The organism is Streptomyces formicae (assembly GCF_002556545.1).
GTDB classification, from domain to species: Bacteria; Actinomycetota; Actinomycetes; order Streptomycetales; family Streptomycetaceae; genus Streptomyces; species Streptomyces formicae_A.
Genome location: NZ_CP022685.1, coordinates 1,419,780 through 1,431,270, shown reverse-complemented (window position 1 = coordinate 1,431,270; position 11,491 = coordinate 1,419,780). Strand labels below are relative to the sequence as shown.

Sequence of the window (11,491 nt, the reverse complement as noted above, 5' to 3'; positions counted from 1 at the left end):
GTGCGTACGAAAGGCAGGGACGTCAGAACTTGATCCCGCCGAGCAGGCTCGCCAGGCTCGCTCCGCCGGCCTTGATGCTCGGGGCGATGGCGGTGCCCGCGAGGTAGAAGCCGAAGAGCGCGCAGACCAGGGCGTGGGAGGCCTTGAGTCCGTCTTTTCGGAAGAACAGGAAGACGATGATTCCGAGCAGCACGACGCCTGAGATGGACAGGATCATGAGGATTCTCCTGGTTGATGGGGACAGTCACCATGAGTTCTTCCAGGCTCACAGCATGTATCCATACGATAAAAGGTGCAAATGGGTGACTTTTCCGGAATTTAGCTCGAATGGCAGAGCCCTAATGGGCCGCCCGAGCGCGGGTCCGGGCGGTCTCCCGCACCCTGCGTGATCTTTGCCTCGGGAGGGTCGGGTCATGTGCCCGCGAGGGCAGTACCCTGTCGATTCACTCGTACGGCTGCACAGGCAGCGCATCCCGGATCAGCGCATTCCAGAAAGGCGGACGCCCTCATGAGCGAAGCCCCCGACCCCGAGGTCGTGGAGCTGGCGACCAAGATCTTCGATCTGGCGCGCCAGGGCGACGCGGCGGCGCTCGCGGCCTACGTCGACGCGGGAGTCCCCGCGAACCTCACCAATGACAGCGGCGACTCCCTGGTGATGCTCGCGGCGTACCACGGGCACGCGGACGCGGTCCGGGCCGTCCTGGCGCGCGGCGGCGACGCCAACCAGGCCAACGACCGGGGCCAGACCCCGCTCGCCGGCGCGGTCTTCAAGGGTGAGGAAGCGGTGATCCGGGTCCTGCTCGACGGCGGCGCCGATCCGGCCGCGGGGATGCCTTCGGCGGTGGACACCGCCCGGATGTTCGGAAAGGCGGAGCTGCTGAAGCTGTTCGGGGCCGCCTGAACGGGGTACCTGACCAGCGAATACGGGGGCGCTGGAAATGTGGTCGCGGCGGACATGACCGCCGGGTCATCATGACGACGTGATTCACGGACGCGACGGTGGGGCAGGTGTTGCCGCACCGCGCGGGCCGTGAGCGGCCCGCCCCCGGACCTCCCGTCCGGGATCCCCAGGGCCACCGACGAGAGGCAGAGGAAGATGGTCTTCGACAAGCAAAAGACGGCGGGCGGCCCGACGTGTTGGCGCACGGCCAGGTAATGCGTGATTCCCGGTTGCGTCGACGCTTGATGTGAGGCTGTTTCCCATGTTCGATCCGGTCATAGCGCCCAGCGGTACGCTGCTCGGCCTGCTGCAGCGGGGCCGCGGCGACGGCACGCTGCACGCACTCACCGCACCACGGTCCGAGGCGCTCGCCGCCCTCGACCACTGCGTACTGAGCGACCCCCGCCACGACTGGCAGGTGGAGAACCGCTCCCTGTACTACGCGAGGCTCTACCTCGACCTGCACGGCGGGCTCGGGGAGATCGAGCGGCACCTGTTCGATGCCGAGGACGTCCTGGACACGGACGACTCGCGCACCGGACTCGCCCTCGCCGTCCTCGGGCACCTCGCCTCCTACGGCAGGCACGACGCCCTCGAACTGCTGCGCCGCTACGCGACGTACGGCACCAACTGGGCCTGGGCCCTGGACGAGCTGGCGCTGCGCGACGACGACGCGGGCTTGCGCGCCCTCGCCGCCCCCGTGCTCGCCCGGTTCCCCGCCGACGCGGAGGGCGAGGCCGACCTGGCCGCCGCCGTGCGCGACGCCTACGAACCGAGGCCGTGGCGACTCTGGGAGGAGGACCCGAGGGCCGACATCGGCGCACGCGTGCGTGCCGCGCGGGAACAGGGCTCCTTCGACCGCTGGCAGCGCCAGATGCGCCCATCGGGGCCGCGCCCGGAGTGGAGCGTCCAGGCCGTCTTCGACTGGGCGCAGGAAGGTCTCGAGCGCGGTGCCGTGCTGTATGTGCCCGCCGCCCGCTGCCTGACCGCCGTCGCGGGGCCCGACGACCGCGCCGAGATCGTCGAGGCCGCCCGCAACGGCTCCGACGGAGCGCGCGGCACGGCCCTTCGCTACCTGGCCGACGCCCGCGATCCCGAGGTGCTCGACCTCATCGAGCACGCCGTGGAGAGCTCCTCGCGGGTCGTGGTGGACGCCGCCACCGAAGCCTTCGAACGGATGCGCGATGTCGCCGCCGTCGAGCGCGCCCGCCGCTGGGCCTACCGGCCCGACGCCCTGGGCGCCGCCGCCGGACGCGTGCTCGCCTGCCGGGGCGAGGCCAAGGACGACAAGCTGGTCCTCTCCGCGCTGCGGGAAGCCGTCCGGGGCGAGGGCCCCGACGCGCCGACGCTGTGGACCCTGGTCGACGGCGCGGGACGCCTCGGCATCGCCTGCGCGGCCCCCGTGCTGCGCCACGTCTACCGCGAGACCGCCTCCTCCCACCTCCGCGGCCGCGCCGCCCGCGCGCTCGCCGCGACCGACCCCTCCTTCGCCGCCGGATTCGCCGTCGAGTGCCTCTGGGACTGCGAGGAGACCACCCGCGAAGTCGCCGCACGGCACGCGGAGACCGGTGACGCCCGCGTCGTCACCCAGCTCAGAAGGCTCGCCGCAGACCCCGCCGAAGAGGACGAGGTACAGACGGCGGTACGCAGCAGGATCGGGCCGGACACGCCCGCGGTGTAACCCGTAACCCGTAACCCGCCGGGCCCCGGCGCCACGCTCCGTCGCGCCCCGGCTCCGGGACATCGCCCCTTGTGCCGCGCCCGCCCCACGACGGGCGCGGAGGGGAACGCTCATGGGACGTTCCCCGCCAGGAAAGATCCACGTTGACGCGGCCACGTCCCGCACGACGACAACACCGGTATGCGAGTCAACACCGGTATGCGTGTCGTCATCGTCACCGAATCCTTCCCTCCCGATGTCAACGGCGTGGCGCACTGCGCCCTGCAGACCGCACGGCAGCTCGCCTGCCTCGGTCACCAACCGCTCGTGGTCGCCCCTGCCACCTCGGCCGGGCCCGGGGCCGACGCCGGGGCACCGTGTCCCGTCGTCCGGGTCCCCTCCCTTCCGCTGCCCGGCTATCCGCAGGTCAGGGTGGCACTGCCGAGCCGCAGGGTGGCCGCCGCGCTGGTCGGGCACCGGGCCCAAGTGGTCCACTTGGCCAGCCCGTTCGTGCTCGGCGCCCGAGGCATGGCGGCCGCGGGGCGGCTCGGCATCCCCGCCGTCGCCGTCTACCAGACCGACCTGGGCGGTTACGCGCGGACGTACGTGGGGAGGGGGGAGGCCACGGCCTGGCGGCGCATCCGTGGTGTCCACGCGGCCGCCGACCGCACCCTCGCCCCGTCCACCGCCGCGCTGCGCGACCTGGAGGCGCACGGGGTGCCACGGGTGCGGTGGTGGCCGCGCGGCGTCGACACCGTCCGCTTCCGGCCCGCCCTGCGCGATGCGGCACTGCGGCGCGCGCTCGCCCCGGACGGCGAGCTGATCGTCGGCTACGTAGGACGCCTCGCTCCGGAGAAGCGGGTCGAACTCCTGGCAGGGGCGTGCGCCCTGGAAGGCGTGCGCGTGGTCGTGGTGGGCGACGGGCCGAGCGAGGGCGCGGTGCGGGCCGCGCTGCCCGGAGCTACCGTCCTCGGCCGCCGCACCGGTCCCGAACTCGCCCGGATCTTCGCCTCCTTGGACCTGTTCGTCCACACCGGGCCGCTGGAGACGTTCTGCCAGACCGTGCAGGAGGCCATGGCCAGCGGTGTGCCGGTGATCGCGCCCGCGGCGGGCGGCCCGCTCGACCTCGTCGTGCCGGGCAGGACCGGCGTCCTGGTGCCGCCGGACGACGCGGCCGCAGTGCGCGACGCCGTCTGGGCCCTGGCCGCCGACCCGGGACTGCGGGCCGCGTACGGGGCGGCGGGGCGCGCGGCTGTCGCGGGGCGCACCTGGGAAGCGGTGGGCGAGCAACTCGTCGGCCACTACGAAGAGGTGCTCGCGGCGCGGACGCGGACGGTGGTGGCGGCGTGAGCGGGGGCGGGGGAGTCGAGTGGGGCGGATATGCCGGTCGGGTCGGTGGCGGGGTGCCGGGTGCGGCGGGCGCGCCGTATGCGCACACTGCGCCAGGCGCATCGGGCGCGGCGCTCCGGATCGTGCGGGTCGCGAACTTCGTCACGCCGTCGTCCGGCGGACTGCGCACCGCGCTCAGGGAGTTGGGGCGGGGCTACCTCGCGGCGGGACACGAGCCCGTGCTCGTCGTCCCCGGGGAGCGCGCGTCGGTCCGCGACACCGAGCAGGGGCGCGTCCTGACCGTGCCGGGGCCCGTGCTGCCGGGCACCGGCGGCTATCGGGTCCTCGCCGACCGGCGCAGGGTCGCCCGGCTCCTGGAGCGGCTCGCTCCCGACCGCGTCGAGGTCTCGGACCGCACCACGCTGCGCTGGACCGGGGCGTGGGCCAGGCGGGCCAGGATCCCGGCCGTGATGGTCTCCCACGAGACGGCGGACGGCGTCCTCGGCACGTGGGGCCTGCCGCCCGCCGCGGCACGGCGCGCCGCCGACGCGCTCAACATCCGTACGGCGCACGCCTACACGCGCGTGGTGTGCACCACGCGCTGGGCCGAGCGCGAATTCCGCCGCGTCGGGGCACGCAACGTCGTCCACGCCCCGCTCGGCGTCGACCTCGTGGACCGTCACCCGGGGCTCCACGACCTAGCGGTGCGGGCACGGTACGCGCGCGTGGGCGAGGTGTTGCTGGTGCTCTGCTCCCGGCTCTTCGTGGAGAAGCGCCCTGGCACGGCCCTTGACGCGCTGGCGGAGCTGCGGGCGAGCGGATTGCGGGCGGTGCTGGTCGTCGCGGGCGACGGACCGCTGCGCGGACGGCTCGAACGGCGGGCGCGGGAGCGGCGGTTGCCGGTGACCTTCCTCGGCCACGTCGCCGACCGCGCCGAGCTCGGCGCCTTGCAGGCCGCGGCCGACGTCTGTCTGGCCCCCGGGCCGTGCGAGACGTTCGGGCTCGCCGCCCTGGAGGCCCTGGCGTGCGGCACGCCCGTGGTGGCCAGTGCCTCGTCGGCGCTGCCGGAGGTCGTCGGCGCCGCGGGGGCCGCGGCGCGCGACACGGGGGAGGGCTTCGCGCTCGCGGTCCGCGCGGTCCTCGCGCGTACGGAGCACTCGCGGCGCGCGGCGGCACGCGCGCGTGCGGAGCTTTTCGGGTGGGACGCGGCGGTCGCGGCGTTCCTCGCGGCGCATGAGGCGGGGCCGGTACCGGTATCGGAACGGGAGTTCGGGAGGGGTTCCCATGTCGGGAGCTGATCAGCTGTCGCAGTCACCGCAGTCACCGCAGTCACCGCAGTCACCGCAGTCACGGGCGTCGGGGCCGCGGCCCGTGCCCAGTCGCCCTCTGCGGTTCGTCGCGCTGGGCGATTCGCTCACCCAAGGCGTGGGCGACCCCGTGGACGGAGCCTGGCGCGGCTGGGCGGCCCTGCTCGCCGAGGGGATCACGGCACCCGAGCGCGAGGTGGAGCTGCACAACCTCGCCGTGAGCGGCGCCCAGACCTCTGACGTGCTGCTGCGCCAGACGCCCGTGGCACTCGCCCTGCGCCCCGACATCGTCTCCGTCGTGGTGGGCGTCAACGACACCTTGCGGCACACCTTCGACATCCACGCCGTGGCCGCCCGCCTCGACGAGGTCTACGCGACCCTCACGGCCCAGGGAGCCGTGCTGCTCACCGCGTGCCTTCCCGACCCGGGCACGATGCTCGGCCTGCCCGGCGCCCTGGCCAGGCCGCTGGCCCGTCGACAGAGCGCGGTCAACGCCGTCGTGCACGCGCTCTCCCGGCGCCACGACGCCGTTCATCTGCACGCCGCCGAGGGCGACCTGGCCGCCGACCGCACCCTGTGGAGCGCGGACCGGCTGCACCCCGGCGAGCGCGGTCACCGGGTCCTCGCCGCCGGTTTCCACGCGCTCCTCGCCGACCGGGGGCTCGCCACGGGCACGCCGCCCGCGCGCGAGCCCGAACGGCCCCCGCCCACGCGCTCAGCGAGCCTGTGGTGGCTGGCCACCGCGGGCACGGGGTGGGTGGCGCGCCGGTGCACCGACCTGCTGCCCCAGCTCCTCGCCCTCGCGGCCGACGAGGTGCGGCACCAGGCGCGGGGCACCAGCGGCCGCCTCGATCTGAGCGCTTCGCACGCGGTGGCAGCGGCCCTGGCCGCACTCTGAGAGCGCTGAAGGCTTCAAGCCCCGGGCAAGGGCGGGGCTCAGCGCCACCCGGTCGCGACGAAGCGCACCGGCGTCCCCGGCACCGCCTGGGCCGCCGCGGCGAGGTCCGGCTCGCGGACGACGGCGACCACCGGGTAGCCCCCGGTGGTCGGGTGGTCGGCGAGGAAGACCACCGGTCTGCCGTCCGGCGGCACCTGCACGGCGCCGAGCACCATGCCCTCGCTGGGCAGCTCACCGGGGAACGCGCGTACCAGAGCGGGGCCTTCGGTGCGCAGGCCGATGCGATTGCTCGCCGACGACACCCGGTACGCGCGCGTGGCGAGCGTGTGCAGCGCAGCGGGCGTGAACCAGTCGGCGCGCGGTCCGAGGGCCACGCGCAGCACCAGCTCCCGGGGCGGCGCGGGCTGCGGCGCGGTGTCCACGCGCGCGTGGCTGCCACTCGGGCTGCCCAGGGGCAGGACGGCGCCGGTCGTGAGCGGCGGCGGACCCAGGCCGGAGAGGAGGTCGGTGGAGCGGCTGCCGAGCACCGGGTCGACCCGCACGCCACCGTCGAACGCGAGGTAGCTGCGTACTCCGGAGCGTGCGGCTCCCACATCGAGAAGCGCTCCGGCGGGTACCCGTACCGCCGCGCCCCAGGGCGCGGGACGGCCGTCCACGGTCACCGGGCAGGGCGCGCCGCCGACCGCCACGGTGACCGGTCGGCGCGGGCGCAGGGCGCAGCCGTCGAGAGTGGTCTCCAGGACAGCGGCGTCGGGCGAGTTGCCCACCAGACGGTTGACCAGGCGCGCCGCGGGCTGGTCGAGCGCCCCGGAGCGGGGCACTCCGAGATGGGCGTGCCCGGGGCGCCCGCCGTCCTGCACGGTGGTCAGCGCCCCGGCCCGTACCACGGCGAAGGCACGGTCGGTCATCGCTCGACCGCCACGAAGCGGACGCGCACACCGGGCGCGAGGAGCGCCGCGGGTACGCGCGCGTGGTCCCACAGGACGGCGTCCGTCGAGCCGATCAACTGCCAGCCGCCGGGCGACGCACGCGGGTAGACGCCCGTGTACGTCCCCGCCAGGGCGACGCTGCCCGCAGGGACGGACGTACGGGGCGTGGTCCTGCGCGGCACCGAACGGCCGTCCGGCAGTCCGGTGAGATAGCCGAAGCCGGGGGCGAACCCGCAGAAGGCGACGCGGTATTCGGCCGCCGAGTGGATCCGGGCGACCTCGCTCTCCGCCACGCCCCAGTGCGCCGCCACCTCGGCGAGATCGGGTCCTTCGTAGCGCACGGGAATCTCCAGCGCCGCCCCCGCGTGCGCGGGCAGCGGCGGTATCTCCCAGCCGGGCAGCTGCGCCCGCACGCTGCCGGGGTCGTCGAGGCCGTCGAGGAGCACCGTGCGGGCGGCGGGGACGATCTCCCGTACGCGCAGCGCGCCCGTGGCACGGCGGCGCAGCAGTTCGGCGTGGAGCGCCTGGGCCTGCGCGCCGTCGGCCAGTTCGACGAGCAGGGCCCGGTCGCCGACCGGCAGGGCCCTCATACGAAGGCCGCCACGCGCACGCCCGCCGCCTCCAGGCGTGCCCTGACCCGGCGGGCCAAACCGACCGCCCCCGGGGTGTCGCCGTGCAGGCACAGCGACCGCGCGCGCACCGCGATCTCCCGTCCGCCGTGCGAGGTCACCACACCGGACCTGGCCATGCCGACGGACCGTTCGACGACGGCGTCGGCCTCGGTGACGACGGCACCGTCGCTGCCGCGCGGCACCAAGGTGCCCTCGTCGGTGTAGGCGCGGTCCGCGAACGCCTCGGTGACGGGCGGGAGTCCGGCCTTCTCCGCTCTCTCCAGGAGGCGTGAGCCGGGCAGTCCGAGGACCGGCAGCGAGGCGTCGGCGAGCAGCACTCCGTCGACGACCGCACGGGCCTGCTCCTCGTCGGACACGACGCGGTTGTAGAGCGCGCCGTGCGGCTTCACGTACGACACGCGCGTGCCCGCCGCGCGCGCGAAGACCTCGAGGGCGCCGATCTGGTAGGCCACCTCGGCCGCGAGCTCGTCGGGCGGCACGTCCATCGCGCGCCGCCCGAAGCCCGCCAGGTCGCGGTAGGAGACCTGCGCGCCGATCCGCACGCCGCGTTCGGCGGCGCGGTCGCACACGCGGCGCATGGTGACGGCGTCCCCGGCGTGGAATCCGCAGGCCACGTTGGCACTGGTGACGACGGAGAGCAGCTCCTCGTCGTCGGTCAGGCGCCAGCGTCCGAAGCCTTCGCCGAGGTCGGCGTTGAGGTCGATCGAGGCCGTGGGTGCGGCGGGGACTGTGCTCATCTGCGGGGATCTCCTGTGGTTCGGCTCGCTCGGCGCGCGGTGGTCAGGCCACCCGGTACTGCTCGTCGCGGGCGTCGGTGAGGAACATGCGGCCCGGCGCGTGCGTGAGGGCGAAGGGCGGGCGGGAGGCCATGACCGCTGCCTGCGGCGTCACTCCGCACGCCCAGAACACCGGGATGTCGTCCGGTTCCGAGTCCACCGGGTCGCCGAAGTCGGGGCGGCCCAGGTCCTCGATGCCGAGCGCGGCAGGGTCGCCGCAGTGCACCGGGCCCCCGTGCACTGACGGCATCAGGGAGCTCTCCTCGATGGCGGCGGCGAGGTGCCGGGGCGGTACCGGGCGCATCGACACCACCATGGGGCCGCGCAGCCGCCCCGCGGGACGGCAGGGGCGCGCGGTCACGTACATGGAGACGTTGCGGCCCTGCTCGATGTGGCGCAGCGGGACTCCGGAGGCGGCGAGTGCCGACTCGAAGGTGAAGCTGCAGCCGATCAGGAACGACACCAGGTCGTCGCGCCAGTGCTCCACGACGTCCGTGGGCTCGGCGATCAGCTCGCCGTGCTCCCACACGCGGTAGCGCGGCAGATCCGTACGGAGGTCGGCGCCCGGCGCCAGCGGGGTGCGCCAGGAGCCCGCGTCCGTGACGTCGAGCACCGGGCAGGGCTTCGGATTGCGCTGGCAGAACAGGAGCATCTCGTACGCCCAGTCGGCGGGGACGGCGATGAGGTTGGCCTGCGTGTAGCCGGGGGCCCACCCCGCGGTGGGGCTCGTCACGCCCGAACGGAACGCCGCGCGGGCTTCTTCGGGATCCCGGACGGCGTCCGGGGGCTCCTGGAGGTGGAGGTTTTGGCTCACAGCAACTCCCTCCCGCGCGTCTCGGGCAGGCCGAACAGGGCGATGACGGCGAGGCCGTAACCGACCGCTCCGAAGACCAGCGCGCCGCCCACGCCCCAGCTGTCGGCCAGGAAGCCCACCATGGTGGGGAAGACGGCACCGACCGCGCGGCCCGTGTTGTACGTGAAGCCCTGGCCCGTGCCGCGCACCGCGGCCGGGTAGAGCTCGCTCAGGAAGGAGCCGAAGCCGCTGAAGATCGCCGACATGCAGAAGCCGAGCGGGAAACCGAGCACAAGGAGAAGGCCGTTGGCCCCGTCGGGGATGTTCGTGTACACGAGGATGCAGGCCGCCGAGAGGAACGCGAAGAGCGCGATGTTGCGCTTGCGGCCGAGCTTGTCGGTGAGATAGCCGCCGGTCAGATAGCCGAGGAACGCGCCGGAGATCAGGAAGGCGAGATAGCCGCCGGTGCCCACGACCGTCAGGCCGCGATCCGACTTCAGATAGGTGGGCACCCAGGTGGCGAGCGTGTAATAGCCGCCCTGCACGCCCGTGGACAGGAGCACGGCGAAGAGCGTCGTGCGCAGCAGTCCGGGCCGGAAGATGGCCGTGAACGACCCCTTGTGGGCGCTCTTCCGGCGCTCCGCCGACGCCTCCGGGGCATCGTGCACATGGCGACGTACGTAGATCACCAGGAGGGCGGGCAGCGCGCCGGTCCAGAACATCACGCGCCAGGCGACGTCGTCGTCGAGGAACTGGAAGACCAGGGTGTAGACGACCACCGCGAGTCCCCAGCCGACGGCCCAGGCGCTCTGGATCGCGCCGAGCGTGCGGCCGCGGTTCTTGGCGGTGGCGTACTCCGCGACGAGGATCGCGCCGACCGCCCACTCGCCGCCGAAACCGAGCCCCTGGAGGGCGCGGAAGACCAGCAGCGTCTCGTAGTTGGGCGCGAAGCCGCAGGCGACGGTGAAGACCGCGTAGGTGATGACCGTGATCATCAGCGCCTTGACGCGGCCGATCCGGTCGGCGACGACACCCGCGACGGCGCCGCCGACCGCCGAGACGACCAGGGTGACCGTGGTGAACAGGCCGGTCTGCCCGCTGTCCAGGCCGAAGTACGCGGCGAGCGCGACCATGCTCAGGGGCAGCGTGAAGTAGTCGTACGAGTCGAGGGCGTAGCCCCCGAAGGCGCCCCCGAAGGCGCGTCGGCCGCGCGGTCCGAGGGCGCGCAGCCAGCCGAACGCCCCGCTGTCGTCGGGGAGTTCGCCCTTGTCGTGGCGTATGTCGGCCGGGGCGGCCTGGGGCGGTGGGGTTGTGCTCATGGGCACCTCACTGGGAGGGGGACGGAGGGTGCTGGAGCGTGCGGGGAGGGTGCCGCGGCGAGTGCGGGCCGCGGCGCCGTGCCCGTCAAGGTAGAGGATCGTTGAACGATCCTTCAATACCCGTGTTGTTTCGTTCCCGTATCTGCGATTGAATCCGGGCATGGCTGATCCGGGCATGGCTGAGGGAGTGGCCGCAGTGGGCGGGCTGGCTGACGACCGTGCGCTCCTCGGGCGCACCAGCACCGCCGAGCGGGTCTCCGACATCCTCAGGACCCGTATCGCCGAGGGCTTCTTCCCGCCCGGCACCCGGCTCTCCGAGGACAGCATCGGCGGGGCGCTCGGCGTCTCGCGCAACACGCTGAGAGAGGCGTTCCGGCTGCTCACCCACGAGCGGCTCCTGGAGCACCAGCTCAATCGCGGCGTCTTCGTGCGGGTCCTCACCGTCGAGGACGTCGAGGACATCTACCGCTCCCGCCGCCTCGTGGAGTGCGCCGTTGTCCGGGGTCTCGGCGCGCCTCCGTTCGCCCTGGACGGGATCGCGGGCGCCGTCGCCGATGGCAAGCGGGCGGCGGCCGAGAAGGAGTGGAAGGGCGTCTCCACCGCCAACATCCACTTCCACCGGGAGCTCGTGGCGCTCGCCGGAAGCGCCCGCATGGACGAACTGATGCGCACCGTGTTCGCCGAACTGCGCCTGGCCTTCCACGTGGTGGACGACCCGCGCGGCCTCCACCAGCCCTACCTCGAACGCAACCAACGGATCCTGGACACCCTGCGCACGGGCGACGCCGCACACGCCGAGCGGCTGCTCGCCGACTATCTCGAGGACTCCCTCGCGGGCCTGCTCGAGGTGTATCGGCGGCGCGTCGGCGCGGGCGGCTGAGCGGACGGCTGGGCCGGTCGCTTCTGCG

12 protein-coding genes are annotated in these 11,491 nt (G+C 73.8%); 6 read left to right on the top strand and 6 right to left on the bottom strand.

The genetic code is table 11. The annotated features are described in order from the left end of the window. Positions 1 to 22: 22 nt before the first annotated feature. Entirely contained in the window at positions 23 to 217 is a 195-nt protein-coding gene (locus tag KY5_RS05800) for a hypothetical protein (RefSeq protein ID WP_018534760.1), read from the bottom strand. A 291-nt stretch (positions 218 to 508) separates the two neighbouring features. On the opposite strand from KY5_RS05800, the gene KY5_RS05795 reads away from it, so the two are divergent. The 5 genes from KY5_RS05795 to KY5_RS05770 all read left to right on the top strand — a co-directional run bounded on the left by KY5_RS05795 (position 509) and on the right by KY5_RS05770 (position 6,134). Next, a complete protein-coding gene (locus KY5_RS05795; protein WP_098241193.1) occupies positions 509 to 901 on the top strand; it encodes an ankyrin repeat domain-containing protein in 393 nt (130 codons plus the stop codon). Positions 902 to 1,202: 301 nt separating this feature from the next. Next, complete coding sequence (locus KY5_RS05785) at positions 1,203 to 2,621, top strand: HEAT repeat domain-containing protein (RefSeq protein WP_098241192.1); 1,419 nt, start codon at positions 1,203 to 1,205, stop codon at positions 2,619 to 2,621. Between the two features lie 198 nt (positions 2,622 to 2,819). Beyond that, positions 2,820 to 3,950: a glycosyltransferase family 4 protein gene (locus KY5_RS05780; protein ID WP_098241191.1), complete on the top strand. Its 1,131-nt coding sequence runs from the start codon at positions 2,820 to 2,822 to the stop codon at positions 3,948 to 3,950. A 122-nt stretch (positions 3,951 to 4,072) separates the two neighbouring features. Next, entirely contained in the window at positions 4,073 to 5,227 is a 1,155-nt protein-coding gene (locus KY5_RS05775; protein ID WP_418952743.1) for a glycosyltransferase, read from the top strand. A 73-nt stretch (positions 5,228 to 5,300) separates the two neighbouring features. Continuing rightward, positions 5,301 to 6,134, top strand: coding sequence for an SGNH/GDSL hydrolase family protein (locus KY5_RS05770; RefSeq protein WP_234362624.1), 834 nt, complete (start codon positions 5,301 to 5,303; stop codon positions 6,132 to 6,134). 38 nt (positions 6,135 to 6,172) lie between these two features. Here the strand turns inward: KY5_RS05770 and KY5_RS05765 are convergent, their stop codons facing one another. Genes KY5_RS05765 through KY5_RS05745 form a run of 5 tightly spaced genes read right to left on the bottom strand, consistent with a single transcriptional unit; the run spans position 6,173 to position 10,583 of the window. Then, positions 6,173 to 7,042, bottom strand: coding sequence for a biotin-dependent carboxyltransferase family protein (locus tag KY5_RS05765; protein WP_098241188.1), 870 nt, complete (start codon positions 7,040 to 7,042; stop codon positions 6,173 to 6,175). After that, entirely contained in the window at positions 7,039 to 7,653 is a 615-nt protein-coding gene (locus tag KY5_RS05760; protein ID WP_098241187.1) for a 5-oxoprolinase subunit B family protein, read from the bottom strand. The genes KY5_RS05765 and KY5_RS05760 overlap by 4 nt, the downstream gene beginning before the upstream one ends. Further along, entirely contained in the window at positions 7,650 to 8,432 is a 783-nt protein-coding gene (locus KY5_RS05755; RefSeq protein ID WP_098241186.1) for a LamB/YcsF family protein, read from the bottom strand. Before KY5_RS05755 ends, KY5_RS05760 begins: the two co-directional genes overlap by 4 nt. Positions 8,433 to 8,475: 43 nt before the next feature. Next, positions 8,476 to 9,285 carry a putative hydro-lyase gene (locus KY5_RS05750; protein ID WP_098241185.1) on the bottom strand — a complete coding sequence of 270 codons (810 nt, stop codon included), beginning with the start codon at positions 9,283 to 9,285 and terminating at the stop codon, positions 8,476 to 8,478. After that, positions 9,282 to 10,583 (bottom strand): MFS transporter, encoded by a 1,302-nt coding sequence (locus KY5_RS05745; protein ID WP_098241184.1) that lies wholly within the window; start codon positions 10,581 to 10,583, stop codon positions 9,282 to 9,284. The genes KY5_RS05750 and KY5_RS05745 overlap by 4 nt, the downstream gene beginning before the upstream one ends. 160 nt (positions 10,584 to 10,743) lie before the next feature. Here KY5_RS05745 and KY5_RS05740 point away from each other — a divergent pair, with 160 nt between their 5' ends. Then, positions 10,744 to 11,463, top strand: coding sequence for a GntR family transcriptional regulator (locus KY5_RS05740; protein WP_234362623.1), 720 nt, complete (start codon positions 10,744 to 10,746; stop codon positions 11,461 to 11,463). The last annotated feature ends 28 nt before the right edge of the window (positions 11,464 to 11,491 follow it).